Genomic DNA, 26,395 nt, shown 5'->3' with positions numbered 1-26,395 from the left:
CCACCCCGGACAGGCAGCGACCTCTTCCTGTCCCGCGGCCTTCGGCTGTGTCGGCTCCCGGCTCCCGGGCCCTGGCCCCTGCCTCCTGGCCCCGCCTACCGGCCCCCTCCTTCCGTAGCCGCCCGCCCCCGCCGGGGCTCCCCTCCCGTACCGCGAACCCGCCGAAACCTCCGTACGCTGGCCGAATGAGCTGGCTCCGGGCGCTGAGGGAGACCACGCGCTCGGGCTTCGTGGTCGAGCGGAAGCGTCTCGAACCGCTGATCGCGCTGCGCGGCGCGGCCGGCCTCGCGCTGGTGATCGCGGTGAGCCTGTGGGCGTTCGGGCCCGAAGCGGCGGCGAGCTCGGCGTTCGGGGCCTTCCAGGCGGCGATCGCGACGTTCCAGCGCAGCTGGCGCCCCCGCCCGGAACTCGCCCTGGCCTCCGGCGCGAGCCTCGCGGTCTCCACCTTCCTCGGCTACCTCACCGTCTCCCACCTGGCACTCTTCCTGCCGCTGCTGGTGGTGTGGACCTTCCTGGCCGGGATGAGCTGGGCGGCGGGCCCGACCATCGGCCTGATGGCCTCCTCGAACGTGGCGATCATGCTGATCACGGTCACCCTGCCGACCTCGGTCGCCCAGGCGGCGGGCCACGCGGCGATGATGGTCGTGGGCGGCCTGGTGCAGGCGCTGCTCGTGGTGCTCTTTCCGGTACGCCGCTGGGGTGCCCACCGTGACGCGCTGGCCGACGCCCTGGCGGCCGAGGCGGACTACGCGCGCCGGCTGCGCCACGACCCGGCCGCGCCCTTCGACCCGCTCCCGCTGATGGAGGCCCGCAACGCGGCTGCCGTCACCCCGCGCCAGGCCCGCAGCCGCCCCGCCGCCCTCCACGGCACCCGCGGCATCGCCGAACGCATCCGCCCGGTCCTCGCCTCCCTCGCCGACCCGGCCATGGGCGTACCGGCCGAGGGCCGCGAGCGCGACCGGGTCCGCGAACTCCTCGCCGCCGCGGCCACCGTCCTGGACGCCACCGCGCGAGCCGTCCGGCGCGGCGACCCCGTGTCCGTCGCGCCGAACGCGGTCGCCACCTTCCGGACCCCCGACACCGGCTCCATCCTGACGGGCCCGCCTTACCGCGCGGCCGGACGCCTGAGAACCCTCCTGGAAGACGTGGTGGAGACGGCGGAGAGCACCGGCAGATCCGCCCCGACCGCACCCGAACACCGCCCGCGCCCCACCCTCCCGCACCTCGTTCCGGTGGCCCTCGCCGCCATGCGACGAGAACTCCACCGGGATTCCCCGATCGCCCGCCACGCGACCCGGGTGACCGCGGTCGCCGCCACCGGCTACCTCCTGGGCACCTGGCTCCCGCTCGGCCACGGCTACTGGGCCCCGCTGACCTCGGTCATGGTCATGCGCCCCGACTTCTCCCTGACGTACAGCCGCGCGGTCGCCCGTTTCGGCGGCACCCTGGTGGGCGTGGCCCTGGCCACGGGCGTGGTCCAGGCGGCGCATCCGGGGGAGTACCTCTCCGCGGCCCTCGCCGTCGCCAGCGCGGCCTGCATGTACCTGGTGATGCGCACCGGCCAGTTCGCCGCCCAGGCCTGCGTCGCCGCGTATGTCGTCTTCCTGCTCGGCCTGGGCGGCGAGGCGTGGACGCAGACGGTTCCGGAACGGGTGCTGCTCACGCTGCTCGGCGGGCTCCTCGCGATGATCGCGTACGCGGTCTACCCGGCCTGGGAGACCCCGCGGCTGCGCACCCGCCTCGCCGACTGGCTGGCCGCGCAGGGCCGTTACGCCGCCGCGGTGCTCAGCAGGTACGCCGATCCCGCCGGGGGTCCCGACGTCCGCGAGGCCCTCCTCGGCTCCCGGGCCGCCCGCGCCGCCTGGCACGCGGCCGTGGCCCGCGCCCAGGGTGAGCCGGTACGCCACCGGGGCCTGTCCCGCACCGCCGCCGACGACGCCGATGACGCGCTCGCCCAGCTGGGCCGCGTCGCCATGCTCATGGAGGCCCACCTCCCGGACCGGGCCGCGCCCGCCGTCCCGGCCGCGGCCCGCTTCGCCGACGCCCTGCGCGCCGCCACCGACAGGGGCGCCAAGGCCGTACGCGAGCGCCGTGTCCCGCGATGGGACGCCGTGCGCGAGGCCCTGGAGACCTGGGACGCCGAGGGCGACCCCGACGACGGCCCCGAAGCGATGGCCCGCCAGGGCGCCGGCCTCCTCCTCAACTCCCTCACCGAACTCTCCGAGTCCCTCGACACCGCCGTACCCCCAATGACGTCAGGCGGGTCAGACGCGCCGGGCAGGACGGGCGACGGATCAGGCAAGACGGGCGACCGGTCAGGCAAGACGGCGGACGGGTCGGGCAGGACGGGCGACGGGCCGGACGCGACGGCGGACCGGGCAGGCAAGACGGACGGCCCGCAGACGACAGACGTCCCACCATCGAAGACCACCGAACCGCCCTCGACCGACGGGCCGCCTCCGGCTGACGGGTCGCTTCCGGCTGCCGGGCCGCCACGGGCCGACGGGCTGCTTCCGGCTGACGAACCGCCTCCGGCTGACGGACCGCCTCCGGCCGGCGAACCGCCTTCGGCCGGCGAACCTCCCCCGGCCGGCGAACCTCCCCCGGCCGACGGGCCGCCACCAACTGCCGGGCCGCCCCCGGCCGACGAACCGCCCCCGGCCCACGAACCTCCCACGGCCGACCGGCCGCCACCAACTGCCGGGCCACCCCAGACCGTCGGATCGCCCCTAACCGACGCACCGCCCCCAACCGACGGATCGCCGAAGACCGACGGCCCCCCGAAAACGAACCGCCCCCCAAACACGAACCGCCCCCCAAACACGAACGAGCCGCGGAACCCAAGGGACTCCACGGCCCGGCGCCACCAGCAACGGCCCTCCGAGGGAGATCGCTAAGGAGCCCTAAGGAACCCGAAGACGCCCAAAGGAGCCCGCACGCCCAAAAACGTGCCCCAAGGCCTCCGCAGGCCCCCAGCCCCCGTCAGCCCAAACTCCCCGTAGGCAACCCCGTAGGCAACTGCCCGCCTTCGGACTTCGTGTACGACTCGGGACCGAGGTCACCTTCCCAAGTGACCTTCATCGCTGCGCCGCTCACGGAGTCGACCATCCCGACCGCGCGGGCCTCGCTGCCGTCCGTGCACTTGAGCCGGATCATCCGCATCCCCGACTCCTCGCCCGCCGTACCGCTGCACACCGTGCCGCCGGTCTCGAAGAGCCCCGCCTGGGTGCCGGTGATGACCAGCGCCACGGCCTTGCCGTCCGTCGTGGCGAGCCAGCTGCCCTCCAGGTCACCGCCGCCGGAGGGGGAGGTGGATCCGGAGCCGCCCCCGGTGTCGGCGGACGCGCTCGCGGAGGCGGTGGGGCTCGCGGACTCGTCCGCGGAGTCGTCGCCGCTGTCGCTGCAACCGGTCAGCACGAGCGCGGCCGCGAGGCCCGCGACCGTGGCCGCTGCCGCGATACGCGCACGACGCCGCGGGAAGGTAGCCGAAGTCACTGAAGCCCCCAAGAGTGAAGAAGATGCCGGGGTCGCCGGAACGACCGCAGCAAGTTACCAGGAGGACTTGCGGACCCCGGGAAGGAATCCGGCGTGCGCTTGCTCACGCAGGTTCAGCCGGGAGAGCCCGAAGGCGCGGAGATAGCCGCGCGGTCGGCCGTCCACACTGTCCCGGTTGCGTACGCGGGTGGCGCCGGCGTCCCGCGGCTGCCTGCCCAACTCCTCCCGGGCGGCGATCCGTTCGGCCTCGCTCGACGACGGCCGGCGGATGACCTCCTTCAGCTCGGCACGCCGTGCGGCGTACCGCGCGACGATCTCCCGGCGCCTGTCGTTCTTCGCGATCTTGCTCTTCTTCGCCATCAGACCTTCTCCCCCCGGGCGCGGATCCGCGCCACGGCCGCCTCGACGCCGATCGTGTCGACCGTCCTGATCCCGCGTGCGCTCAGCCGCAGCCGTACGTGACGGCCCTCGCTCGGCAGCCAGTAGCGCTTGCGCTGGACGTTGGGGTCGAAGCGGCGCGCGGTGCGCCGGTGGGAGTGGGAGATCCGGTTGCCGAAGCCCGGCCGGGCTCCGGTCAGCATGCAGTGGGCGGACACGGGTGACGCACCTCTCCAGACCATTGATTGGTAATGGGATTCATTTTCAGTAAGATAGCAGCATGGCACGCAACGAACTCCGTCCGGTCGTCAGGCTCCGGTCCACGGCCGGGACCGGCTACACGTACGTCACCCGCAAGAACCGCCGGAGCGACCCGGACCGCATGGTCCTGCGCAAGTTCGACCCGGTCGTCCGCCGGCACGTCGACTTCCGAGAGGAGCGCTGACCGTCATGCGCGAGGGAATCCATCCGTCCTACGGCCCCGTCGTCTTCCGCGACCGCGCCGCCGGCCACGCCTTCCTCACCCGCTCCACACTCGCCGCGACGGCGGGCGGCAGAACCGTCGAATGGGAGGACGGCAACACCTACCCGGTGTTCGACGTCGAGATCTCGAACGTGAGCCACCCCTTCTACACGGGCAACGCGCGGGTGCTCGACACCGCGGGCCGGGTGGAGCGCTTCGAGCGGCGGTTCGGCAAGCGCGGGGCGAGCTGATGGCGGCCGGGGGGCTGTCCGTCGCGATCGTCGGCGGACTGCACGCCGATGCCCGCAGGGCGGCCGTCGAGCGGCTGCTGACGGACGTGCCGGGGAGTGTGGCGCTCCACCACGACCTCGCCACGGCCGCCGCGGGCACGGTCGTACGGACGATCCGGGACGCCACCGGCGTGCTGTCCGCCGGTGAGACGCCCCTGGTCGACGACTGCGCGTGCTGCGCCCTGCGCGAGGACCTCGTGCCCGAACTGGAGCGGCTCGCGGACGCCGGTCTCACGACGCTCGCGGTCGTGGAGCTGTGGGACTCGGTCGAGCCGAGGGCGATGGCCGAGGTGGTCGCTTCCAGTGGACTGGTCCTGACCGCCGTGATCACCGCCGTCGACCCGGCCCTGCTGCTGCCCTACCTCGGCAACGGCGACGACCTCGCCGAGGGCGGCCTCGCCGCGGCCGCCGCCGACCAGCGCACCGTCGCCGACACCTTCGCCCGTCAGCTGGAGTACGCACCGGTGCTCGCCGTCGTCCCCTCCGAAGAGGCCGACGACGAGGACCGCGCGCTGCTGGCCCAGCTGCACCCGACGGCACGTCAGGTACCGCTAGGGGAAGAGGGCTTGGGTGCGTCCGACCCGAACCGCCGCTCCCTCCTCGCCGAGGCCGCTCTCGCCGGGTTCGACGTGGACGCCGCAGCCGCCGCCCAGCATCCGGCCTGTGCGCTGCTCCCGGCCGAGGCCGACGAGTGCGGGGTCGCCACCTTCGTATGGCGCCGTCGGCGTCCGTTCCACCCGGAGCGGCTGTACGCGGCACTGGAGGACCTGAGCTGCGCGGCCGCGCGCAGCCGGGGCCGGTTCTGGCTGGCCGACCGGCCGGACACGCTGCTGCACTGGGACGCGGCGGGGGGCGCGCTCTGCGTGGAGAACGCCGGGCCATGGCTCGCCTCGCTGCCGGACGCGGCGTGGGAGCTGGTCCCGCCGGTGCGCCGGGTCGCCGCCGCCCTGGACTGGCACCCCGAGCACGGCGACTGCTGCCAGCACCTGGTCTTCACGTCTCCCGGCCTGGACCGGGACGGTCTCGAACTGCTGCTGGAGTCCTGCCTGTTGACAGACGCCGAGTACGCCGCCGGGCGCACCGGCTGGAAGCGGCTGACGCCCGCCTTCGACACCCTTCTGGAGGTCTGACCCCATGGCCCGCAAGCCCGAGCGCAAGCCGGCGAAGTCCCGCCCCAATCCGCTGGCCCGCGACAAGGTCACGTACATCGACTACAAGGACACCGATCTGCTGCGCCGGTTCATCTCGGACCGCGGCAAGATCCGCAGCCGCCGCGTCACCCGGGTGACGGCGCGGCAGCAGAGGTCGCTGGCCCGTGCGATCAAGAACGCCCGGGAGATGGCGCTGCTGCCGTACTCCGTCGGCTGAGCGGAGCCGAGCACGCCTGAGCGGGGCCGAGCACCGCTTGGGTGGGACTGGGGTGACTGGGGGTTCCCTATGCGTCACGCGTAGGGAATCCCCAGCCATTTCCGGCGCCAATTTGTCGAGGTTTCAAGGAGGTTGGAACACCGAGGCCCCCGCAGGCGTCTCCTCTTAGAGGCACGGGGGCTGGAGATCGTGAGCGCCGCGATCTTCTGGGAATGCGCCAGAGACCAGCTGTAGTCGGCTGGACGACCGCCTGTAGTCGAAGGGGCGGCAAAAGCTGTAACCACGGGACCACCCCGCGTGCACGTGCATCTGCCCATGCATCTGCACATGAACAGAGCTATGATCCGGGTCAGTTGACCACTGCATCAATGGCCACATCAGCCACTGCACGACCGGGGAGCGACCTGTGGACCACGACGTGTACGACGTGGATTTCGTGGATGACGTGTACAACGGCATGGCCGCCACCGCGCTGAGCGGAGTGGCCTGGCAGAAGAGCCGGCACAGCAACTCGCAGGGTTCCTGCGTGGAGTTCGCGAGGCTGCCGGGCGGCGACGTGGCCGTGCGGAATTCGCGGTTCCCCACCGGGCCCGCGCTCGTCTACACGCGCGCCGAGATCGAGGCCATGCTCCTGGGCATCAAGGACGGCGAGTTCGACCACCTGGTCGCGGGTGCCTGACCGCGCGACGCTGCGCGATCACCGTACTGCGTTGAGTAACGCGCGTAGAACCGCGGCGCCATGAGGCGCCGCGGTTCTTCAGTCGCGCGGAGGTGCCAGGGGAGTGGGCGGCAGCCGGAAGAGCGCCCACACGACCTTGCCGCTGAGGGTTCCCGCGAGCGGGTGCCAGCCCCAGCTGTCGGCGAACGAGTCGACCAGGAAGAGGCCCCGGCCCGATTCCGCCGAGAAGTCGTCCGAGTCGCCCGCGACCGGGCTGTCGTGGCTCGGGTCGCGTACCGCGCACACCAGTCGCTCGGTCCACCGCATCAAGTGCAGCCGCACGGGCGGCCCTTGGTCATCCGGGCGGGGCGTGTCCGATGGCAGCGCGTGCCGCAGCGCGTTGGTGACGAGCTCGGAGACCACCAGACAGGCATCGTCGAAGCGTTCCCCGACCTCCCACTGGTCGAGCGTTCTGCGGGTGAACTGCCGCGCCTCGCGCACCGCTTCGAAGCGGGCGGGCAGGGCGCAGGAAGCGGCGTTGGACACGGCCGCGGGATCGAGCGGCGGAAGTCCCTGCCGTAAGGGCTCGAGCATGGTCGATCCATTCGTCCCCATGCGAGGCACTCCCGGGTGTTCGCGGTCGTTGCGATGCAGCGGTGGCGCGAGGACCATGCTTCCGAATGCGCAGGGCAGATGCAAGGGCAGATGCACGTGCACGTGACGGGACTGTCCCTTTCTCTACCGTTTCTTGCTCTTTTCTTCTGCCACCTTCTTCACTCTTGTCGCTCTCCAGTGGTCTTTTCCTGTGGCGCTTCTCCGGAAGCTTTCCGTTTCTGTAACCGAATGAGTACAGCTCGAAGTGTTTTAGTGGCAGACTTCGGGCCCTGAAGACGGTTGGGGAGGCGGACGAACGTGAGCGCTGGTGAGTCGAGCGGCTCGGTGGTGCGGCGCATGCTGTTGGGATCGCATCTCAGGCGCCTGCGAGAGGCGCGCGGCATCACCCGCGAAGCGGCCGGCTACTCGATCCGCGCCTCCGAATCGAAGATCAGCCGCATGGAGTTGGGACGGGTGAGCTTCAAGACGCGCGACGTCGAGGACCTGCTGACGCTCTACGGCATCATGGACGAGGTCGAGCGCACGTCCCTGGTGTCCCTCGCGAAGGAAGCCAACGTCGCGGGCTGGTGGCACAGTTACTCCGACGTGCTGCCCAGCTGGTTCCCGACCTACGTCGGTCTCGAAGGCGCCGCCCATCTGATCCGGGCGTACGAAGTGCAGTTCGTGCACGGCCTGTTCCAGACCGAGGCGTACGCGCACGCGGTCGTCTCGCGCGGTATGAAGGGTGCGAGCGCCGCCGACATCGACCGGCGGGTGGCCCTGCGCCTGGAGCGTCAGAAGTACCTCGTCGCCGAGAGCTCCCCCGAGTTCCACATCATCCTCGACGAGGCCGCGCTGCGCCGGCCGTACGGCGACCGCGAGGTGATGCGCGGACAACTCCAGCATCTGATCGAGGTGTCGGAGCGTTCCAACGTACGGCTTCAGGTCATGCCGTTCAGCTTCGGCGGGCACTCGGGAGAGAGCGGCTCCTTCACCATCCTCAGCTTCCCCGAGTCCGACCTTTCGGACGTCGTCTATCTCGAACAGCTCACCAGCGCGCTGTACTTGGACAAGCGCGAGGACGTCACCCAGTACGAGAGCGCGCTGAAGCAGTTGCAGCAGGACAGTCCCGGCCCCTCCGAGAGCCGTGACCTGCTCAGGGGTCTGCTCCAGCTCTCCTGAGGATCCCCGGGATCCGCGGGGTCTTCCGCGGTCTCCCGGACCCCTTCACGGGATCTCCCGAGGTGTTCTCCAACTCCCTTGAAACACAAGTACGATGACGTCCGATCAGTCGTTGATCGGATGGCTGCCACGGCAGCGCGGGGATTGAGGGATTGAGGGAGTAAATGTCGTCCTACTTCACGGACCTGGCCCAGCAGTACATCGACGGTGAGTGGCGCCCGGGGACCGGATCCTGGGACATCATCGACTTCAACCCGTACGACGGCGAGAAGCTGGCGTCGATCACGATAGCCACCGTCGACGAGGTCGACGAGGCCTACCGCGCGGCCGAGCGCGCCCAGAAGGAATGGGCCGCCACCAACCCGTACGCCCGCCGTGCCGTCTTCGAGCGCGCCCTGCGGATCATCGACGAGCGCGAGGCGGAGATCACCGAGGTGATCATCGCGGAGCTCGGCGGCACGCACCTCAAGGCGGCCTTCGAACTGCACCTCGTCAGGGAGTTCCTGCGCGAGTCGGTCAACCTGGCGCTGCGCCCCGAGGGCAAGATCCTCCCCTCGCCGGTCGACGGCAAGGAGAACCGCGTCTACCGCGTCCCCGTCGGTGTCGTCGGCGTGATCAGCCCCTTCAACTTCCCCTTCCTCCTCTCGCTGAAGTCCGTCGCGCCCGCCCTCGCGCTCGGCAACGCGGTGGTCCTCAAGCCGCACCAGAACACCCCGATCGTCGGCGGTGCGCTGGTCGCCAAGATCTTCGAGGACGCGGGCCTGCCCGGCGGCCTGCTGAACGTCGTCATCACCGACATCGCCGAGATCGGCGACGCGTTCATCGAGCACCCGATCCCCAAGGTCATCTCCTTCACCGGTTCGGACAAGGTCGGCCGGCACGTGGCCACCGTCTGCGCCTCGCACTTCAAGAGTGCGGTCCTCGAACTGGGCGGCAACAGCGCCCTGGTGGTCCTGGACGACGCGGACATCGACTACGCGGTCGACGCGGCGGTCTTCAGCCGTTACGTCCACCAGGGCCAGGTCTGCATGGCCGCCAACCGCGTGCTGGTGGACCGGTCGATCGAGGCCGAGTTCACCGAGAAGTTCGTGGCGAAGGTGAAGACGCTGAAGGTCGGCGACCCGTCCGACCCCTCGACGGTCATCGGCCCGGTCATCAACTCCTCGCAGGCGGACTCGCTCACCGGCGTGGTCGACCAGGCGATCGCCGAGGGCGCCACCGCCCTCGTGCACGGCACCGCCAACGACAACCTCGTCTCGCCGAGCGTCCTCACCGGCCTGCCCGCCGACTCCGCCATCCTCCAGCAGGAGATCTTCGGCCCGGTCGCGCTCCTCATCCCCTTCGCGGGTGAGGAGGAGGCCGTACGCCTGGTCAACAACACCCCGTACGGGCTCAGCGGCGCCGTCCACACCGCCGACGTCGAGCGCGGCGTGTCCTTCGCCAAGCAGATCGACACCGGCATGTTCCACGTCAACGACGGCACCGTGCACGACGAGCCGCTGGTCGCCTTCGGCGGCGAGAAGCACTCGGGCATCGGCCGCCTGAACGGCGAGGCGACGGTCGAGGCGTTCACCACCCAGAAGTGGATCTCGGTCCAGCACGGCCGGAGCCGTTTCCCCTTCTGAGGCCCTCGGTTTTCTTTCCCTGCTTTCGACGGGCCCTTGCGGACAGAACCTGACCGCAAGGGCCCGTAACTTCATCGGTGTCAGGCAGGAAATGCCCGACGACGAGACCCCGATGAAAGGCGGCCAGACATGGTCACTCACGTTCCCGCAGAGGCGTACGGCGACGAGCGCGGCGCTCTTCTGGCCTTCGTGGAGGCCCAGCGCGGCGGCATCAGGCGCGCGGTACTCGGACTGAGCGACGAGCAGGCGGCGGGCAGGCCCAGCGCCAGCGAGCTGTCCTTGTCCGGGCTCGTCAAGCACGTCGCCGAGTGCGAGCTGAACTGGCTGCGGCTGGCCCAGCGGAAGCCGAACGAGCGAGCCCGTACCCAGGAGACCTGGGGGGACAGCTTCCGCCTCGTCGAGGGCGAGACGGTGGCCGAGACCCTCGCCTTCTGGGACGGGGTGGCGCACGAGACCGAGGAGTTCATCCGGTCCGTCGGGTCGCTGGACGACACCTTCCCGCTCCCCGAGGCGCCCTGGTTTCCCAAGGGTGAGGTCTCGATGCGCTGGCTGATGCTCCACCTCGTCGAGGAGATCGCCCGGCACGCCGGCCACGCCGACATCATCCGCGAGTCCCTGGACGGCAGGACGGCCTTCGAACTGGTCGCCCAGGAGCAGGGCACCTCCTGGGCGTAGCGCGGCGGGTCCTAATGTGGACCGCATGTCAGCGATCCGTCTCCTGGTGCTCGGCGCCGTCCGCCAGCACGGGCGGGCCCACGGCTACCAGGTGCGCAACGACCTGGAGTACTGGGGCGCGCACGAGTGGTCCAACGCCAAGCCCGGCTCGATCTACCACGCGCTCAAGCAGATGGCGAAACAGGGACTGCTGCGCGCGCACGAGATCGCGCCGTCCACGGCGGGCGGCCCGCCGCGCACCGAGTACGAGATCACGGACCAGGGCACCGAGGAGTTCCGCACGCTGCTGCGCGAGTCCCTGACCTCGTACGACCAGAAGATGGACGTCAAGTCGGCGGGCATCGGCTTCATCGTCGAACTGTCGAGGTCGGAGGCGGTGTCCCTCCTGAAGGAGCGGATCAGCCGCATCGAGGACTGGCGCTCCGCCGTCACCGAGCACTACGTCCCCGAGGACGGCCCCGAACAGCTCGGCCACATCGGCGAGATCATGAACCTCTGGGTGCACACCGCCGACTTCGACGCCGAGTGGACGCGGGGCCTGATCGCGCGGATCGAGCGCGGGGCGTACACCTTCGCGGGAGAGGGCGAGCCGTTCGTCGGCGTCCTGTCCGAGGGCGAGGAGAACCCGTACGCGACCGGTACGCCGCACCCCGGCGACCGCGGCTGACCTACGGCGGGGCCGCGGCTAATCAAGTTTGACTAATGACTCGGGCGGGGTTACTTTCGTAGGGTAGTCAAGTTTGACTACTGAACAAGGGGGATCGGATGACCGACGCGATCGTCGCCGAGGGCGTACGGAAGCGGTACGGCGACAAGGCGGCCCTGGACGGCCTGGACCTGACGGTGCGCCGCGGCACCGTGCACGGACTGCTCGGCCCGAACGGAGCGGGCAAGACCACCATCGTGCGCGTCCTGACGACCCTGCTGCGGCCTGACGAGGGCCGGGCGGAGGTCGCCGGGTACGACGTGGTGCGCGACGCCGGCCGGGTCCGGCGGAGCATCGGCCTGCTCGGCCAGCACGCCGCGCTCGACGAGGAACTCGGCGGACACCAGAACCTGGAGATGTTCGGGCGGCTGCACCACCTGGGCGCCCGCCACGCGCGCGTGCGGGCCGACGAGCTCCTGGAGCGCTTCGGCCTCGCGGACACCGGCCGCAAGGCGGTCAAGCAGTACAGCGGTGGCATGCGGCGCCGCCTGGACCTCGCCGCGTCGCTGATCACCGAGCCGGAGGTGCTCTTCCTCGACGAACCGACGACCGGGCTCGACCCGCGCGGCCGGGCGGAGGTGTGGGCCGCCGTCCGCTCCCTGGTCGGCGGCGGCACCACCGTCCTGCTCACCACGCAGTACCTGGAGGAGGCCGACCAGCTCGCCCACCGCATCTCCGTCGTCGACCAGGGCCGCGTCATCGCGGACGGCACGGCGGACGAACTGAAGGCCCGCACCGGCGGCGACCGGATCGACGTGGTGCTCCGGGACGCCGGTCAACTGGGCGCCGCCGTCGCCCTGTTGCCCTTCCCCGCGGACGGCGTGTCGGTGGACACCGACCGCCGCCTCCTCAGCGCCCCGGTCACCGACCGCATGGCGGCGCTCGCCGGGGCCGTACGCGCCCTGGAGGAGGCCGGCATAGAGGCCGAGGACATCGCACTGCGACGGCCGACCCTGGACGAGGTGTTCCTGGACCTGACGGGAGCCGGACACCGCATGGAGGAGACCGTATGAGCACGAGCACGTACGAGGCGAACCGCGCCGAGACCTACGACACGAGCCCGCCGGGGACGTACGTCCTCACCGACTGCTGGACCATGACCCGCCGTGAACTCGCCCACTGGGCACGGCAGCCCGTCCAGGTGCTCGTCGGCCTGGTCTTCCCCGTGATGCTGCTGCTGATGTTCGGCTATCTGATCGGCGGCGGCCGGGGTGTCCAGGGCGACTACGTCGACTTCCTGGTGCCCGGAATGCTCGCGCTGACCATGGCCTTCGGCCTGGAGGGCACGATGCTGGCGGTCACCCAGGACCTCAACAAGGGGGTCATCGACCGCTTCCGTTCGATGCCGATGACCAACGGGGCCGTACTGGTGGGCCGTTCCGCCGCCGACATGCTCCAGTCGGCGGTGTCCCTGGTCGTGATGATCGGTGTCGGGTACGCCATCGGCTGGCGCGCGCACGGCACGGCCGCGGCGTTCCTCGGAGCGGTCGGACTGCTCCTGCTCTTCCGGTTCGCCATGCTGTGGATCGGCATCCACCTCGCGATGGTCGCCGGCAAGCCCGAGATGGTCCAGGCCGTGCAGATCCTCATCTGGCCCGTCGGCTTCCTCTCCAACGCCTTCGCGACCCCGGACTCCATGCCGGGCTGGCTGGGCACGGCGGTCGAGTGGAACCCGATGTCCCAGACGGCGACGGCGGTACGGGACCTGTTCGGCGGCCCCGGCGGCGAACCGGGACACGTCTGGGCGGCCGTCGCCTGGCCACTGGCCCTGCTGGCGGTGTTCCTCCCGCTGGCTGTACGGAAGTTCGGGGCCTTGAGCAAGTAGGAAGGCGGGGGGAGGCGACGACAGGCACTGACGGCAGCGGCGCGGAAAGTCGTCGCGCTGGAGTGGGAACCCGATCGCGTCGAGCGGTGTACCAGAAGTGACGGGGCATCGCGGGATCGGGGGTTCTCATGAGGTGGGGCAGGAGAAAGGGCCGGCAGCAGGCGGTTGCGGGCGTCGTGCTGGGGGTGCTGGCGCTGTTGGTCGGGTGCGTCGACGCGGGTGCGAGCGGCGGCCCCGGCGGCGGCCGTGCCGAGGCGGGCGTCGATGCCGGTGCCGACGTGGGTGCGGGGAGAAGCGTTCCCGCCCGGACAGTGGCGGCGCCACCCCGCATCCCCTCGGCGCCGGACCTTCCCGGCAGTCCGTACGCGGTCGGGTTCGCGGCGGACGCCGGCGGCTTCGCGCTGCTCGCGCGGTGCGGGAAGAAGCGCTGCCGGCAGCACGTCGCCGTGCTCGACAGGGGCGCCGGCTCCTGGCGCCTCGCCCGCTCCCCGCTGCCGGACGTGACCGGCGACCTCGGCATCACGGCGGGGCTCACGGTGCTGGGATCGGGCCGCGCGCTGCTCACCGAGGGACGGTGGCCGCCGCCCGAGCGGACCTGGTTCACGGACGACGGCGGACGCGAGTGGCGGCGCGGCTCGGCCGACGCGTCCGGCACGACTCCCGAGGTGCCCGAAGGGGCCGCCCTCGTCCACGACTGCTCACGGCCGGACAAGGAGGGGAACGGCTGCGAGGCGTCCCGGCTGCTGGTGGTCCTCCCCGCCACGGGCCGGTTCGCGGTCCTGGCAGGGCAGCCCCCGCTGGCCGGTGTGCTGACCCCGGCGGGGGAGACCGCGGGCGGGCTGCTCTTCGCCTCCGGCACCGACCCCGGCACCGGCCTCCCGGCCCTCGCCCGCAGCGAGGACCGCGGGCGCACCTGGCATGCGACGGCGCTCACCGGCTCCGAGAAGCCCGGCTGGGGAATCCGCGTGGTCGCCTCCGGTGATGTGCTGTACGCGCTCCAGCCGGGCCAGTTGCCCGCCGGGGAGGGCGTGAAGAACGGCCTGCTCGCCCTCCACCGCAGCACCGACGGAGGCCACACCTGGGAGCGGGTGTGGAAGTACCGCAAGGGTGTGGACCCGCGCTCCGCGCTCGGTGATCCGGTCGCCGACGCGGACGGCGGCCTCACCGTCCACGGCGAGGACGGCGTCTGGCACAGCACCGACGGCGGGTGCACCTTCGAGCCGGCCGACGGCACCCGGGGCCTGGGCGGTTCGGCCACCGTGACACCGCTCGGCTACCTGTCGGGCGGCAGCTTCGGCGCCGGGAGCTACCGCATATCCACCGACGGCGTCCACTGGCACGGTTTCGAGCTGGGCGACGGCACCTGACGGGGGCGGACGCGAGGGCGCGCCGGGGCGGCGGCTCAGTGATGGAAGCCGGTCGCCGCGTCCTTGTCGGTCAACGGATGCGGCTGGCAGCGCAGTTCCGGCAGCAGCCGTCCCAGGTCCTCCACGAAGAGGTCGGCGAGGTCCATGGAGAAGCCGTTGCGGCACACCACGCGGAGCACGGACAGGTCCTCGCGGTTGGCCGGGAAGGTGTACGCGGGCACCAGCCAGCCCCGCTCGCGCATCCGCCGGGACACGTCGAAGACGTCGTACGCCTTCACGTCCGGCCCGGTCGTGAAGGCGAAGACGGGCAGCTCGTCGCCCCGGGTGAGGAGCCGGAAGTCGCCCAGCGCCTCGACCCGTTCGGAGAGCCTGAGCGCCACCTCCCGGGTGGTCCTCTGCACGGCCTGGTAGCCCTCGCGGCCCAGCCGCAGGAACGTGTAGTACTGCGCCACGACCTGGGCCCCGGGCCGGGAGAAGTTGAGCGCGAAGGTCGGCATGTCGCCGCCCAGGTAGTTGACGCGGAAGACGAGTTCCTCCGGCAGCTCGGCCGCCGACCGCCACAACGCCCAGCCGACGCCCGGATAGACGAGGCCGTACTTGTGCCCGGAGGTGTTGATGGACGACACCCTCGGCAGCCGGAAGTCCCAGACCAGGTCCTCGTCGAGGAAGGGGGCGACCATCGCGCCGGAGGCGCCGTCGACATGCACCGGGATGTCGAGGCCCGTGCGCTCCTGAAGGGCGTCGAGGGCCGCGCACAGGTCGGCGATCGGTTCGTAGGAGCCGTCGAAGGTGGAGCCGAGGATGCCGATGACGCCGATGGTGTTCTCGTCGCACAGTTCCGCGGCGGCCTGGGGGTCGAGGTGGAAGCGGTCGCCCTCCATGGGGACCTGGCGGGCCTCCACCTCCCAGAAGTTGCAGAACTTCTCCCAGCAGACCTGGACGTTGACGCCCATGACGAGGTTCGGGCGCGCCCCGGGGTAGCGGTCGGCGTTGCGCTGGGACCAGCGGCGCTTGAGGGCCATCCCGGCGAGCATGCACGCCTCGCTCGAACCGGTCGTCGAACAGCCCACGGCGGCCGCCGGGTCGGGCGCGTTCCACAGGTCGGCGAGCATGGCCACACAGCGCCGCTCCAGCTCGGCCGTGCGCGGGTACTCGTCCTTGTCGATCATGTTCTTGTCCCGGCACTCGGCCATCAGCACCCCGGCCTGCGGCTCCATCCAGGTGGTGACGAAGGTGGCGAGGTTCAGCCGCGAGTTGCCGTCCAGCATCAGTTCGTCGTGGACGAGCTGATAGGCCGTCGTGGGCGGCAGCGGCCCGTCCGGGAGCCGGTGCATGGGCGGAGCCTCGGTCATGCCGCCGACCGGATTGGTCTCCCCGAAGAAGGGGTTCACGGAGATCGGGCGTTCGTCGCGTTCGGTGGGGCCTTTGTGGAGCGGCATGACATCTCCTAGCGGATCGGGGTTCCGTCGTCGTGAAGCTGCATCTGGGGGCGCCCGGTGACCAGCAGCCAGGCCGGCACCGACGCCAGTACCAGCAGGGGCAGCACAGCGGGGTCGGACACCAGGACCGCCGCGGTGAACAGGCTGATCCAGCCCTGCCGGGTGACGGCGAGCAGGACACCCAGGACCCCGCACACCACACCGACCGTGGGATGCACCTGGGGCACCAGCGCGTGCGCGCACAGGCCCAGGGCCACCCCGGCGAAGACGGCCGGAAAGATCCGGCCGCCCCGGAAGCCGCAGGACGCGGCGAGCACGAGCGCGGCCAGTTTCACCACGGCCATCAGCGCGAACCGTCCGGCCGACCAGCCGTCCGGATCCGCGGCCAGCACCTTCACCTCGTCCAGTCCCTTGAAGAGGGTCAGGTGCCCGCCGAGGGCGCCCAGCAGGCCGAGGAGGAGCCCGCCCACCGGGATCGCGGGCATCGGGTGGCCGAGCCGTGAGAAGGCTCCGTGGGCGTAGGGGAGGGCGTACACGGCGGCCATCCCGGCCACCGCTCCGACCGAGGCGACCACCAGGGCGGACAGGAGGTCGCCCCAACGCGGGCCGGTGTAGTCGGGCAGCGACAGGTCGAAGCTCGGGTGGGCCAGCAGGGTCATGGTCAGCGCGCCCATGCCGCCCGCAAGCAGCGGCGGCAGCAGCCGGTCCCACAGGGCGCCGGGTCCCGGCCGCCCGGCGAGCACCTCGGAGAAGATCAGCGCGGCCGCCACCGGTGTTCCGAACAGCGCGCCGATCGTCCCCGCGGCGGCCAGCATCATCCACAGTGCGGCCGGGGAGTTCGGGGCCGCCTTCCGGCCGAGCCAGTACGCGAGTGCGATGTTGGCGGCCGTGATCGGGTTCTCCGGGCCCAGGCTCACCCCGCCCGCCAGCGCCAGGACGGTGGCGAGGAGCAGTCCGGGCAGGACACGCGGCGGCAGGGGCGCGTTGACCAGGCCCATGGTCGCCGGGTCCGGGCCCGCGTGCCCCGGCGCCTTCCACACCACCAGGCCCACCGCGACACCGGTGGCGGTGAGCATCACGATCATCCAGAGAACCGAGTAGCGGCCCACGTCCAGCGCGTCGGGCAGGGTCTCCCACAGAACGTCCTGGAGCCGCTCGGCCACCAGACTGACTCCGAGCAGCACGAGCGCCGCGGCCACCCCGACCACCGCGGCGGGCACGACCAGGGGCAGCAGACGCCGCGCGGGTGTCTGTTCCGGGCCGGGTGCCGCCGGTGCTTCTGTGGTCACGCGCACACCCTAAGTGGATGAAACCGACATAACACCCTGAAGGGTTGACTCCCGGATCTCGGGCTCCCGGATTCCGGACTTGCACCTCACGTCACGTGAGGCCCCAGCCTGGGAGGCGTACGGAGAAGGGAGCGGAAGGTGAGTCATCCAGTGGGCCGGGTCGCCGGTTTCGCCGGGGTCACGGTGCGCACGCTGCACCACTACGACGAGATCGGCCTGCTCGTGCCGAGCGGGCGCAGCCACGCCGGCCACCGGCGTTACAGCGACGCCGACCTCGACCGGCTCCAGCAGATCCTGTTCTACCGGGAACTGGGCTTCCCCCTCGAAGAGGTCGCCGCCCTGCTCGACGACCCGGCTGCGGACCCGCGCGCGCACCTGCGCCGTCAGCACGAGCTGCTGACCGCCCGGATCGAGAAGCTCCAGAAGATGGCCGCGGCCGTGGAACACGCCATGGAGGCACGGAAGATGGGCATCAACCTCACACCCGAGGAGAAGTTCGAGGTCTTCGGGGACAAGGATCCCGAAGCGCACGCCGAGGGGGCCGAGCGCCGCTGGGGCGGCACGGAGACGTACGCCGAGTCGCAGCGCCGCGCCGCCGGATACACCAAGGAGGACTGGCGGCGCATGCAGGCCGAAGTGACCTCCTGGAGCGAGCGGTACACCGCCCTGATGGAGGCCGGTGAGCAGCCGGCCGGTGAGCCCGCCATGGACCTGGCCGAGGAACACCGGCAGCACGTCACCAAGTGGTTCTACGCGTGCTCGTACGAGATCCACCAGGGGCTCGGCGCCATGTACGTCTCCGACGAGCGCTTCAAGGAGTTCTACGACGCCATGCGGCCGGGGCTCGCCGAACACCTCAGGGACGCGATCGGGGCGAACGCGGCCCGGCACGCCCAGGAGGACTGACGGTAAGGGGCGCCCCACCGTGCGGGGCGCCCCTTACCGGCCGCTCTACTCCTCGACCAGCACGACAGCGGTCCCGTACGCGCACACCTCCGTGCCCACGTCCGCCACCTCCGCCACGTCGAAGCGGAACGCCAGCACGCCGTTGGCGCCACGCGCGCGTGCCTGCTCGACGAGCCGGTCCATGGCCTGGTCGCGGGTCTCCACCAGCGTCTTGGTGAGCCCCTTGAGCTCCCCGCCGATCATCGACTTCAGCCCCGCGCCGATCTGGCTGCCCAGATGCCGGGAGCGCACGGTGAGTCCGAAGACCTCGCCGATGACCTCCTGGACGCGGTATCCGGGTGCGTCGTTCGTCGTCACGACCAGCACGTCCGGCCGCGGTCCCTGTCCTCCGCCGTACTCTTCGATGCCCATGACGACAGCTTCGTACGGCTCACAGCTTTGTACCAGTTGACGCACAGTCCATGCTGTAGGCCTCGGTGGAACCTGGCGGGGACACCCAGCGTTGATACTTTTGACCGGCCGCATCAGGCCCCATCTGGACCGCCGTCCCTTCCTCACCCCTCAGGAGCCCGGAACCGTGACGACGCTTGCCCTCGGACCAAGCTGGCTGGATCCGAACACGCTCCTGGACAACTTCGGTATCTGGGGCCTGCTCCTCATCGTCTTCGCCGAGTCCGGCCTGCTCATCGGCTTCTTCCTGCCGGGCGACTCACTGCTGTTCACCGCGGGTCTGCTGATCACCGCGGGCACGCTGGACTTCCCGCTGTGGGCCGCGATCGCACTGATCTGCGTGGCCGCGATCCTCGGCGACCAGGCGGGCTATCTGTTCGGCAAGAAGGTCGGACCCGCGCTCTTCACCCGCCCGAACTCCCGCCTGTTCAAGCAGGAGAACGTGGTCAAGGCCCACGAGTTCTTCGAGAAGTACGGGCCCAAGTCCCTCGTCCTGGCCCGCTTCGTGCCCATCGTGCGCACGTTCACGCCGATCATCGCGGGCGTCAGCGGCATGAAGTACCGCTCCTTCATCACGTACAACATCATCGGTGGCATCCTCTGGGGCGCCGGCGTCACGATGCTCGGCGCGTGGCTCGGCAACATCGACTTCGTGCACAAGAACATCGAGGCGATCCTGATCCTGATCGTCCTTGTCTCGGTGGTCCCGATCGTCATCGAGTACCTCCGCGCGCGCGGCAAGTCCAAGAAGGAAGCCGCCCGAGCGGCCGAGGAGGCCCCCGCGGAGTCCGCCGTCGACCAGACGACCCAGCTCCGGGTGCCCCCGCTCCACCAGCAGCAGCACCAGAGCCCGCACCAGCCGCAGCAGCACCAGGGTCCGTACCAGCAGCAGGACCCTCACCACCAGCAGCACCAAGACCCGTATCCGCAGCAGCACCAGGACCCGTACCAGCAGAACCAGGACCCGCAGAATCCCCCGCGCGGCGGACGCCACGCCAAGCGGTAGCGCTCGTACGGCCCCCGGGCCCGTGGGACCGGGCTAGAAGCCGCGCGTCCGCTTGGCCGCGCGGCGGCCCGCGGCGACCGCGCCCGGCACCCGCAGGAACAGCCGGGAGATCTCGGACCCCAGGTTCACGCCGATGGCGATGGCCATGGCGAGGGCGGCGGCCTTGGTGAGGGAGACGAGACCCTCGTCGACCTCGTTCTGGGCGATGGACAGCAGGCCGAAGTAGGTGGCCGAACCCGGCAGCAGGGGCCCGATCGCGGCCGTCGTGTACGGGAGGGCGGACGCGAACCGGTAGCGGGACAGCAACTGCCCGAACAGCCCGACCAGACCCGCCGCCGCGGCCGTGGAGGCGACCGGTGAGATGCCGCCCGCGTAGTGCATCGCCCCGTACACCGACCAGGCCACGCCCCCGTTGAGGGTCACCGCGAGCACGGTGGAACGTTCCTGCTGGAGCAGGATCGCGAAGGTGAGCGACAGCAGCATCGAGGCGGCGATCTGGAGCAGTGGCCGTTCGGAGATGCTCAGGGCCTGGTCGGGGTTGAGTTCCGCGCCCAGTTTCACGCCGAAGTAGAGCACCAGAAGCACGCCGACGACGATGCCGACGAAGAAGTACATGACTTCCAGCAGGCGGGCCGAGGCGGTGATGTAGAAGCCGGTCAGACCGTCCTGCACGCCCGCCACGAGCGCTCGCCCCGGCAGCAGCGCGAACAGCCCACCGGTGATCACCGCGGACGCCTTCACGTCCAGGTGCGCGAGCTGGAGCGCGACGCCGATCGCGGCGGGCGGCGTCGCGGCCACCGTGAACTGGTAGAACTCCGGCAGCCCGCGCCCCGCGCACAGCCACGCCAGCCGGTCGCCCAGCATCGCGCCGATCGCCGCGGCGACGAACACCAGGGCGTCACCGCCGACGAGCACCGAGGCCGCGCCCGCGAGCAGCCCGGTCGCCGAGGTCAGCACCCAGCCGGGATAGGGGTGCCGGTTGCGCCGGATCTCGGCGAGCCGTCCGTACGCCTCCTCCAGGGAGACCCCGACGTCCGGGTCGCTCAGGTCGTCCACGAGCCGGAAGACGGCCGCCAGCCGCGTGTAGTCGGTGCCCCGGCGGCGTACGGTCCTGGACGCCGTCACCGGGTCCTGCACCAGCGACGGCTGGTGCGAGATGGACAGCAGGGTGAAGGTGACGTTCGGCTCGCAGCGGTCCAGGCCGTAGCTGCGGCACACGGCGAACATCGCCGCCTCCACGTCCTCGGCGCCCTCACCGCCCGCGAGCAGCAACTCGCCGATACGAAGGGTCAGGTCGAGCACGCGCGGAACCGCGGGACCCGACTCGTCCTCCTTGTGGACGGGTTCGGGCGCGGGCCGTTCGGTGACCGGCATCCGCAGCATCTCGCGCATCCGGTCCTGCCAGGGCACGTCCTTGGTCAGCTTGACCCTCGGGACGCCGCCAGGCGGAGTGAACGCGGGCCAGGCCTGCTGCGCGCTGTACCCGGCCGGGGTGCTGAACGCCGAACCCTCGGAGTCGGCCGGGGACGGCTGGGCCACGCCCAGCCCCTTCGGGAGCGCGAACTCGGAGGTCGTCGACGACTCGTCGTCGATCGTCGAGATCTGCGGCGGCGCCACACCGGCGGGCTGGGAGAAAGCACTCCTAGCCTCGTCCGACTGCGGTTTACGGTCTTCCGCCTCCGGGTCCGCCACCTGCTCCTGCCTTGCCTTTCGTGCACATGCGTCTCTTGCGTCTCTTGCGTACTTCTGTCTGCCCTCAGTATGCGTACGGATACACGAACGGGCCGCGCGACCCCTTCTGGATCGCACGGCCCGGACGGAAGCGGAGGTGGTCAGTGACCGCCCTGCTCCTTGAGACGCTTGTAGGAACGCTCGATCTCGGCCTCGGCCTCCGTGCGGCCCACCCAGTTGGCGCCCTCGACGGACTTGCCGGGCTCCAGGTCCTTGTAGACCTCGAAGAAGTGCTGGATCTCCAGGCGGTCGAACTCCGACACGTGGTGGATGTCGCGCAGGTGCTCGACACGCGGGTCGTGCGCCGGGACGCAGAGCAGCTTGTCGTCGCCGCCGGCCTCGTCCGTCATACGGAACATGCCGATCGCGCGGCACTGGATGAGGCAGCCGGGGAAGGTCGGCTCGTCCAGGATGACCAGCGCGTCCAGCGGGTCGCCGTCCTCGCCGAGGGTGTTCTCGACGAAGCCGTAGTCGGCCGGGTAACTGGTCGAGGTGAAGAGTCGACGGTCCAGACGGATCCGACCGGTCTCGTGGTCCACCTCGTACTTGTTCCGCGAACCCTTCGGAATCTCGATCGTGACGTCGAACTCCACCGGTGGCTCCTCCATGATCAGCACATAGTTCTGGTGGTTAAGTGTCCCTCACGCAGGTGGGTGATCGCGAAAGGGGCTGGTGATCGTGCCAGAGGTGAGGGTTTGGCGGGCCGCGAGACCGCATGTGGTGCGGGTCGCGGGTTCGGTGAAACCGCACGTGGCGCGGATCACCCAAGCCGTGCGATCGCGTCCCGTCAAGTTGACGACTCCGCTGCTCACAGCCGTCGCCGCCACCGTGGGCCTGGCCCTCGCGGCCGGGTCAGTGGCCGCGGCCGGTCCCTGGGACTCCTCCGGTCAGCGTACGGCCGAGCGCGACAGGGCCGCGTCGCGCACCGGTGAGGGTGGCACAGATCACGGCCTCGCGTCCGGTACGTCCGGGAAGGCGCCGCTCCCCGCCCCCAGCGCCGCCGGCGTGCTGACCGGCCTCGGCGGCCCGACCGTCACCACCGCCTCCTCGGGCCTCGTCCCGGCGCCGAAAGCCCTCGCGAGTGTGCTGGGGCCGCTCCTGAAGGACCCGGCCCTGGGCGCGAAGCGGACGGCGGCGGTCGTCGACTTGGCGACCGGCAAGGTGCTGTACGGCATGGACGCGGGCGCGGCCCAGACCCCGGCCTCCACCACGAAGATCGCCACCGCCGTCGCCGCGCTCTCCGCCCCGGGCGGCGACCGGCGCATCACCACCCGCGCCGTCCTGGAACCCGACACCCGGGAGGTCGTCCTCGTCGGCGCCGGCGACCCGACCCTGACCGCCCGCGAGGACGCCAAGGGCTCGGCGAGCCTGCGCACCCTCGCCGACGGGACGGCGAGCGCCCTGAAGGCACGCGGGATGTCACGGGTGACGCTCTCGTACGACACCTCGCTGTACGCGGGCGCCGCCGTGCACCCCATCGGCGCCAACCCCAACCTCGCACCGGTCAGCGCCCTGATGGTCGACGAGGCCCGCACGAACGACTCGGACAGCGGTCCGGCCGCGCGCAGCGAGCACCCGGCGGCGGACGCGGCCAGGAAGTTCGCGGAGCTGCTCAAGGACAAGGGCATCACGACGACATCGCCCGGTCCCTCCAAGGCGACGGGCCGCTCGCAGCCCCTCGCCTCCGTCTCCTCGCCGCCCGTGTCGGCCCTCGTGGAGCGGATGCTGACGAACAGCGACAACGACATCGCGGAGGCCCTGGCCCGGCAGGTTGCCCTCGCCACGGGCGAGCAGGCGAGCTTCCAGGGCGGCGCCAAGGCGATCGGCACGCAGCTGAGGAAGCTCGGACTTCCCCTGACCGGCGTGAAGTTCGCCGACGGAAGCGGGCTGGACCGGGCCGACAAGCTGACGGCCGGCCTGCTCACCGGGCTGCTGGCGATGGCGGGCGACCCCTCCCGCCCCGAACTCCGCACCGTCCTGACCGGTCTGCCCATCGCCGGCTTCACCGGCACCCTCAGCGACCGCTACACCGCCGACGCCTCCGCCACCGGTGTCGTACGCGCCAAGACCGGCACCCTGACCGGCGTCAACACCCTGGCGGGCACGGTGGTGGACGCCGACGGGCGCCTGCTGGCCTTCGCGTTCCTGACCTCCGACGAGGCCAGTCCGCCGGAGCCGGAGGCGGCCCAGGCGGCCCTGGACCGCACGGCGACGGCACTGGCCGCGTGCGGATGCCGGTAGCCGGCCGGCGGGCCACCGCGACGGGAGAACACGGCGCGGCCCCCGCGGACCCAGGGGCACCGACGGCACCGTGAGTTCCCCGCGGGCGGCGCCCGGCCGCCCGTACCCCTAACCGCAGTCGGACCCGCTCACGTACGGTTGACGCATGACGAGCATCGGTGGTGCCGAGATGGTCGACTGGAATCTCGCGGTGGCAACCGCGACACGACTCGTACGCCCGGGCCCCGAGGTGAGCCGTGACGAGGCCAGAGAGGTCGTCGCGGAGCTGCGCAGGCACGCGAAGGCCTCGGAGGCGCACGTCAGGGGATTCACCCGGATGGGCACGGAGGACACTCACGACACCCCCGTACTGGTGGTGGACCGCCCGGGCTGGGTGCGGGCGAACGTCGCCGGGTTCCGGGAGGTTCTCAAGCCTCTGCTGGACAAGATGCAGGAACGGCGCGGCAGCACGCCGGGCGGAGCCGTCCTCGGCGCCGTCGGCGGCAAGGTCACCGGCGTGGAGCTGGGCATGCTGCTGTCGTTCATGTCGTCGAGGGTTCTCGGCCAGTACGAGACGTTCGCCCCGGCCACACGAGAACTGCCCGCGGGGGCGAACGGCGGCGGCAGGCTCCTGCTGGTCGCGCCGAACATCGTCCACGTGGAGCGCGAACTCGACGTACAGCCCCATGACTTCCGCCTCTGGGTGTGCCTGCACGAGGAGACGCACCGCACCCAGTTCACGGCCGTGCCCTGGCTGCGGGCCCACCTGGAGGGTGAAATCCAGTCGTTCCTGGGGGAGACCGAGGTCGACCCCATGACCGTCCTCGAACGTATTCGCGAGGCAGCCCAGTCGTTGGCCGGTGGACGGCCCGAGGGCGAGGAGGACGACGGCGGCCGGTCGCTCGTCGAGATCGTGCAGACGCCCGCACAGCGGGAGATCCTCGGCCGGCTGACCGCGGTCATGTCGCTCCTGGAGGGCCACGCGGACTTCGTGATGGACGGCGTGGGGCCGGAGGTCGTGGCGTCCGTCGCCGAGATCCGCGAGAAGTTCCAGCAGCGCCGCGCCAAGGGGGCCTCCCGCCTGGACCTGGCCCTGCGCAAGCTGCTCGGTCTGGACGCCAAACTGCGGCAGTACAAGGACGGTGAGCGGTTCGTGCGGGCGGTCGTCGAGGAGGTCGGCATGGACGGGTTCAACCGGGTGTGGACCTCTCCGAACACTCTCCCGACCAAGACGGAGATCGCCAAACCGGCGGACTGGGTCGCGCGGGTGCACCGCTAGGCGGAATCGGGAACCTTACGGGAGGGTCGTGAAGCGAATCCGGCCGACGGCAGGCAAACGCCCCTCCAATCACCCGTCCGAGGGACCGTGAGGCATGGGTAGGCGTGCAATGCTCGGGGAACGGCCCGGTTCTGTCACCATCTACACACTCTGAGTGACCGGAACCGGGTTAACCCCCCGAAAACTTCATGAAGGGAACCGGACATGGGTCCCCATCCTGCGGTCGCGGCGATACGCCTGGCGGTTCGCCGCGTACTCCACGACATCCTCACCGAGCATCCGCCCGCCCCCGACACTCGGCGCGCGTCCGCCGACGCCGCGCGCCCGTCCGCCGCCGAGCGCGTACCCGCTCCGGGAACCAGGCGCTCGCCCGCCCCCGAAGTCACCGTGCCCGCCCTCCACGAGCAGCCCTCCGCGGGCTCCCGGCCACGCCCGGCCGGCGAAGCGGCCCCGCCGCCGCTCGTGCTCGTCGCGTGCTCCGGCGGCGCCGACTCCATGGCCCTCGCCTCCGCCCTCGCCTTCGAAGCCCCCAAACTCGGCGTCCGCGCCGGCGGCATCACCGTCGACCACGGTCTCCAGCCCGGCTCAGGCCTGCGCGCCGACGAGGTCGTGCTGCGCCTCACCGAACTGGGGCTGGACCCCGCCGAGTCCGTCGCCGTCACCGTGGGCCGCGAGGGCGGGCCCGAGGCCGCCGCCCGCGACGCCCGGTACTCCGCCCTGGACGCCGCCGCCGAACGCCACGGCGCCACCGCGATCCTGCTCGGCCACACCCGCGACGACCAGGCCGAAACCGTCCTGCTCGGGCTCGCCCGCGGCTCCGGCATCCGCTCCCTGTCCGGCATGGCGGCCGTCTCCGGGAGCCCGGGGGCCGCCCGCCGCTACCGCCGCCCGTTCCTGTACCTGGACCGGCAGACCGCCCGCAAGGCCTGCATGGTCCAGTCGCTGCCCGTCTGGGACGACCCGCACAACGCCGACCCGGCCTACACCCGCTCCCGGCTGCGCCACGAGGGCCTGCCCGCCCTGGAGAAGGCGCTCGGCAAAGGAGTCGTCGAGGCGCTCGCGCGGACGGCCCAGCTCTCCCGCGACGACGCCGACGCCCTGGACGCCTGGGCCAGCCAGGCCGAGGCCTCCGTACGGGACGCGGCGGGCCTCCTGGAGTGCGCCAAGCTGTACGCCCTGCCGCCCGCCGTACGCCGCCGCATCCTGCGCCGCGCCGCCATCGAGGCGGGCGCCCCGGCCGGTTCGCTGTTCGCCCGTCACATCGAGGAAGTCGACCGGCTGATCACCGGCTGGCGAGGCCAGGGGGCCATCAATCTCCCGGGCAAGGTCGTCGCCCAGCGGCAGGGTGGCAGACTGGTGATCCGGCAAGGCTGAAACCGGACCCTCCACCGGGACCGCTCACGCGGCTCCGGGGGCCCGCACAAGCGGGTCGCGGGCGGTTCGTGGGCC

26 protein-coding genes and 1 pseudogene are annotated in these 26,395 nt (G+C 71.3%); 18 read left to right on the top strand and 9 right to left on the bottom strand.

What is annotated here, in order from left to right:
• Positions 1-185: 185 nt before the first annotated feature.
• A pseudogene (locus ACIP79_RS04870) lies at positions 186-2,258 on the top strand (FUSC family protein); the annotation flags it as partial.
• Positions 2,259-2,982: 724 nt separating this feature from the next.
• On the opposite strand, the gene ACIP79_RS04865 reads toward ACIP79_RS04870, so the two are convergent.
• From ACIP79_RS04865 to rpmB, 3 genes are read right to left on the bottom strand one after another with little or no spacing between them, the layout of a single operon-like run.
• Positions 2,983-3,495, bottom strand: a complete 513-nt coding sequence (locus ACIP79_RS04865) for a hypothetical protein (RefSeq protein ID WP_401219441.1) — start codon at positions 3,493-3,495, stop codon at positions 2,983-2,985.
• A 54-nt stretch (positions 3,496-3,549) separates the two neighbouring features.
• Complete coding sequence (gene rpsN, locus ACIP79_RS04860) at positions 3,550-3,855, bottom strand: 30S ribosomal protein S14 (RefSeq protein WP_401219439.1); 306 nt, start codon at positions 3,853-3,855, stop codon at positions 3,550-3,552.
• On the bottom strand, positions 3,855-4,091 hold the full coding sequence (rpmB, locus tag ACIP79_RS04855; protein WP_401219435.1) for a 50S ribosomal protein L28: 237 nt from the start codon (positions 4,089-4,091) through the stop codon (positions 3,855-3,857). The genes rpsN and rpmB overlap by 1 nt, the downstream gene beginning before the upstream one ends.
• A gap of 62 nt (positions 4,092-4,153) precedes the next feature.
• Between rpmB and rpmG the strand changes: the two genes are divergently transcribed.
• The 5 genes from rpmG (at position 4,154) to ACIP79_RS04830 (ending at position 6,673) form a co-directional block, all read left to right on the top strand.
• Positions 4,154-4,318, top strand: coding sequence for a 50S ribosomal protein L33 (gene rpmG, locus ACIP79_RS04850; RefSeq protein WP_401219433.1), 165 nt, complete (start codon positions 4,154-4,156; stop codon positions 4,316-4,318).
• Between the two features lie 5 nt (positions 4,319-4,323).
• The gene (locus ACIP79_RS04845; protein ID WP_401219430.1) at positions 4,324-4,587 is read left to right on the top strand and encodes a type B 50S ribosomal protein L31; all 264 of its coding nucleotides are present in this window, start codon (positions 4,324-4,326) and stop codon (positions 4,585-4,587) included.
• Positions 4,587-5,756: a GTP-binding protein gene (locus tag ACIP79_RS04840; RefSeq protein ID WP_401219428.1), complete on the top strand. Its 1,170-nt coding sequence runs from the start codon at positions 4,587-4,589 to the stop codon at positions 5,754-5,756. Before ACIP79_RS04845 ends, ACIP79_RS04840 begins: the two co-directional genes overlap by 1 nt.
• Positions 5,757-5,760: 4 nt before the next feature.
• Positions 5,761-5,994 carry a 30S ribosomal protein S18 gene (gene rpsR / locus ACIP79_RS04835; protein ID WP_401219425.1) on the top strand — a complete coding sequence of 78 codons (234 nt, stop codon included), beginning with the start codon at positions 5,761-5,763 and terminating at the stop codon, positions 5,992-5,994.
• Positions 5,995-6,400: 406 nt separating this feature from the next.
• The gene (locus tag ACIP79_RS04830; protein WP_383680914.1) at positions 6,401-6,673 is read left to right on the top strand and encodes a DUF397 domain-containing protein; all 273 of its coding nucleotides are present in this window, start codon (positions 6,401-6,403) and stop codon (positions 6,671-6,673) included.
• 78 nt (positions 6,674-6,751) lie between these two features.
• Here the strand turns inward: ACIP79_RS04830 and ACIP79_RS04825 are convergent, their stop codons facing one another.
• Positions 6,752-7,267, bottom strand: a complete 516-nt coding sequence (locus ACIP79_RS04825; RefSeq protein WP_401219421.1) for an ATP-binding protein — start codon at positions 7,265-7,267, stop codon at positions 6,752-6,754.
• A 336-nt stretch (positions 7,268-7,603) separates the two neighbouring features.
• On the opposite strand from ACIP79_RS04825, the gene ACIP79_RS04820 reads away from it, so the two are divergent.
• From ACIP79_RS04820 to ACIP79_RS04790, 7 genes are all read left to right on the top strand, one after another.
• Complete coding sequence (locus tag ACIP79_RS04820; protein ID WP_383680951.1) at positions 7,604-8,428, top strand: helix-turn-helix domain-containing protein; 825 nt, start codon at positions 7,604-7,606, stop codon at positions 8,426-8,428.
• 164 nt (positions 8,429-8,592) lie between these two features.
• Positions 8,593-10,053, top strand: a complete 1,461-nt coding sequence (locus ACIP79_RS04815; RefSeq protein WP_401219419.1) for an aldehyde dehydrogenase family protein — start codon at positions 8,593-8,595, stop codon at positions 10,051-10,053.
• 129 nt (positions 10,054-10,182) lie between these two features.
• Positions 10,183-10,728 carry a DinB family protein gene (locus ACIP79_RS04810; protein ID WP_401219416.1) on the top strand — a complete coding sequence of 182 codons (546 nt, stop codon included), beginning with the start codon at positions 10,183-10,185 and terminating at the stop codon, positions 10,726-10,728.
• Positions 10,729-10,753: 25 nt separating this feature from the next.
• On the top strand, positions 10,754-11,395 hold the full coding sequence (locus tag ACIP79_RS04805) for a PadR family transcriptional regulator (protein ID WP_401219414.1): 642 nt from the start codon (positions 10,754-10,756) through the stop codon (positions 11,393-11,395).
• Positions 11,396-11,493: 98 nt separating this feature from the next.
• On the top strand, positions 11,494-12,447 hold the full coding sequence (locus ACIP79_RS04800) for an ATP-binding cassette domain-containing protein (RefSeq protein ID WP_401219411.1): 954 nt from the start codon (positions 11,494-11,496) through the stop codon (positions 12,445-12,447).
• Entirely contained in the window at positions 12,444-13,259 is an 816-nt protein-coding gene (locus ACIP79_RS04795; RefSeq protein WP_401219408.1) for an ABC transporter permease, read from the top strand. Before ACIP79_RS04800 ends, ACIP79_RS04795 begins: the two co-directional genes overlap by 4 nt.
• A 128-nt stretch (positions 13,260-13,387) precedes the next feature.
• Positions 13,388-14,626 (top strand): WD40/YVTN/BNR-like repeat-containing protein, encoded by a 1,239-nt coding sequence (locus ACIP79_RS04790; protein WP_401219405.1) that lies wholly within the window; start codon positions 13,388-13,390, stop codon positions 14,624-14,626.
• Between the two features lie 35 nt (positions 14,627-14,661).
• On the opposite strand, the gene ACIP79_RS04785 is transcribed toward ACIP79_RS04790, so the two are convergent.
• Together ACIP79_RS04785 and ACIP79_RS04780 are read right to left on the bottom strand one after the other, a co-directional pair.
• The gene (locus ACIP79_RS04785) at positions 14,662-16,065 is read right to left on the bottom strand and encodes a glutamate decarboxylase (RefSeq protein WP_401219402.1); all 1,404 of its coding nucleotides are present in this window, start codon (positions 16,063-16,065) and stop codon (positions 14,662-14,664) included.
• Positions 16,066-16,073: 8 nt separating this feature from the next.
• Positions 16,074-17,354 carry an ion channel protein gene (locus tag ACIP79_RS04780; RefSeq protein ID WP_401219400.1) on the bottom strand — a complete coding sequence of 427 codons (1,281 nt, stop codon included), beginning with the start codon at positions 17,352-17,354 and terminating at the stop codon, positions 16,074-16,076.
• A gap of 138 nt (positions 17,355-17,492) precedes the next feature.
• On the opposite strand from ACIP79_RS04780, the gene ACIP79_RS04775 reads away from it, so the two are divergent.
• On the top strand, positions 17,493-18,260 hold the full coding sequence (locus ACIP79_RS04775; protein ID WP_401219398.1) for a MerR family transcriptional regulator: 768 nt from the start codon (positions 17,493-17,495) through the stop codon (positions 18,258-18,260).
• A 45-nt stretch (positions 18,261-18,305) separates the two neighbouring features.
• Here the strand turns inward: ACIP79_RS04775 and ACIP79_RS04770 are convergent, their stop codons facing one another.
• Entirely contained in the window at positions 18,306-18,671 is a 366-nt protein-coding gene (locus ACIP79_RS04770) for a YbjQ family protein (RefSeq protein ID WP_383680928.1), read from the bottom strand.
• Between the two features lie 166 nt (positions 18,672-18,837).
• On the opposite strand from ACIP79_RS04770, the gene ACIP79_RS04765 reads away from it, so the two are divergent.
• Positions 18,838-19,716, top strand: coding sequence for a DedA family protein (locus ACIP79_RS04765; RefSeq protein WP_401219395.1), 879 nt, complete (start codon positions 18,838-18,840; stop codon positions 19,714-19,716).
• Between the two features lie 33 nt (positions 19,717-19,749).
• Here the strand turns inward: ACIP79_RS04765 and ACIP79_RS04760 are convergent, their stop codons facing one another.
• Positions 19,750-21,408, bottom strand: coding sequence for a threonine/serine exporter ThrE family protein (locus tag ACIP79_RS04760; RefSeq protein ID WP_401219392.1), 1,659 nt, complete (start codon positions 21,406-21,408; stop codon positions 19,750-19,752).
• Positions 21,409-21,548: 140 nt separating this feature from the next.
• On the bottom strand, positions 21,549-22,040 hold the full coding sequence (locus tag ACIP79_RS04755; RefSeq protein WP_189150540.1) for an inorganic diphosphatase: 492 nt from the start codon (positions 22,038-22,040) through the stop codon (positions 21,549-21,551).
• A gap of 79 nt (positions 22,041-22,119) precedes the next feature.
• Between ACIP79_RS04755 and dacB the strand changes: the two genes are divergently transcribed.
• The 3 genes from dacB to tilS all read left to right on the top strand — a co-directional run bounded on the left by dacB (position 22,120) and on the right by tilS (position 26,320).
• Complete coding sequence (gene dacB / locus ACIP79_RS04750; RefSeq protein ID WP_401219389.1) at positions 22,120-23,688, top strand: D-alanyl-D-alanine carboxypeptidase/D-alanyl-D-alanine-endopeptidase; 1,569 nt, start codon at positions 22,120-22,122, stop codon at positions 23,686-23,688.
• A gap of 145 nt (positions 23,689-23,833) precedes the next feature.
• Entirely contained in the window at positions 23,834-24,946 is a 1,113-nt protein-coding gene (locus tag ACIP79_RS04745) for a zinc-dependent metalloprotease (RefSeq protein ID WP_383680933.1), read from the top strand.
• Positions 24,947-25,150: 204 nt separating this feature from the next.
• Complete coding sequence (gene tilS, locus ACIP79_RS04740) at positions 25,151-26,320, top strand: tRNA lysidine(34) synthetase TilS (RefSeq protein WP_401219385.1); 1,170 nt, start codon at positions 25,151-25,153, stop codon at positions 26,318-26,320.
• Positions 26,321-26,395: the final 75 nt, after the last annotated feature.

The sequence above is a fragment of the Streptomyces sp. NPDC088747 genome (genome assembly GCF_044751025.1).
GTDB lineage: Bacteria > Actinomycetota > Actinomycetes > Streptomycetales > Streptomycetaceae > Streptomyces.
This window is presented reverse-complemented; position numbering and strand designations above follow the sequence as displayed.

What these genes read in the sequence shown, in the direction of transcription:
- rpsN (WP_401219439.1), bottom strand. Translation starts at nt 3,855, where the DNA reads ATGGCGAAGAAGAGCAAGATCGCGAAGAACGACAGGCGCCGGGAGATC.
- rpmG (WP_401219433.1), top strand. Translation starts at nt 4,154, where the DNA reads ATGGCACGCAACGAACTCCGTCCGGTCGTCAGGCTCCGGTCCACGGCC.
- ACIP79_RS04845 (WP_401219430.1), top strand. Translation starts at nt 4,324, where the DNA reads ATGCGCGAGGGAATCCATCCGTCCTACGGCCCCGTCGTCTTCCGCGAC.
- ACIP79_RS04840 (WP_401219428.1), top strand. Translation starts at nt 4,587, where the DNA reads ATGGCGGCCGGGGGGCTGTCCGTCGCGATCGTCGGCGGACTGCACGCC.
- rpsR (WP_401219425.1), top strand. Translation starts at nt 5,761, where the DNA reads ATGGCCCGCAAGCCCGAGCGCAAGCCGGCGAAGTCCCGCCCCAATCCG.
- ACIP79_RS04825 (WP_401219421.1), bottom strand. Translation starts at nt 7,267, where the DNA reads ATGGGGACGAATGGATCGACCATGCTCGAGCCCTTACGGCAGGGACTT.
- ACIP79_RS04820 (WP_383680951.1), top strand. Translation starts at nt 7,604, where the DNA reads ATGCTGTTGGGATCGCATCTCAGGCGCCTGCGAGAGGCGCGCGGCATC.
- ACIP79_RS04815 (WP_401219419.1), top strand. Translation starts at nt 8,593, where the DNA reads ATGTCGTCCTACTTCACGGACCTGGCCCAGCAGTACATCGACGGTGAG.
- ACIP79_RS04810 (WP_401219416.1), top strand. Translation starts at nt 10,183, where the DNA reads ATGGTCACTCACGTTCCCGCAGAGGCGTACGGCGACGAGCGCGGCGCT.
- ACIP79_RS04805 (WP_401219414.1), top strand. Translation starts at nt 10,754, where the DNA reads ATGTCAGCGATCCGTCTCCTGGTGCTCGGCGCCGTCCGCCAGCACGGG.
- ACIP79_RS04800 (WP_401219411.1), top strand. Translation starts at nt 11,494, where the DNA reads ATGACCGACGCGATCGTCGCCGAGGGCGTACGGAAGCGGTACGGCGAC.
- ACIP79_RS04795 (WP_401219408.1), top strand. Translation starts at nt 12,444, where the DNA reads ATGAGCACGAGCACGTACGAGGCGAACCGCGCCGAGACCTACGACACG.
- ACIP79_RS04790 (WP_401219405.1), top strand. Translation starts at nt 13,388, where the DNA reads ATGAGGTGGGGCAGGAGAAAGGGCCGGCAGCAGGCGGTTGCGGGCGTC.
- ACIP79_RS04785 (WP_401219402.1), bottom strand. Translation starts at nt 16,065, where the DNA reads ATGCCGCTCCACAAAGGCCCCACCGAACGCGACGAACGCCCGATCTCC.
- ACIP79_RS04770 (WP_383680928.1), bottom strand. Translation starts at nt 18,671, where the DNA reads ATGGGCATCGAAGAGTACGGCGGAGGACAGGGACCGCGGCCGGACGTG.
- ACIP79_RS04745 (WP_383680933.1), top strand. Translation starts at nt 23,834, where the DNA reads ATGACGAGCATCGGTGGTGCCGAGATGGTCGACTGGAATCTCGCGGTG.
- tilS (WP_401219385.1), top strand. Translation starts at nt 25,151, where the DNA reads ATGGGTCCCCATCCTGCGGTCGCGGCGATACGCCTGGCGGTTCGCCGC.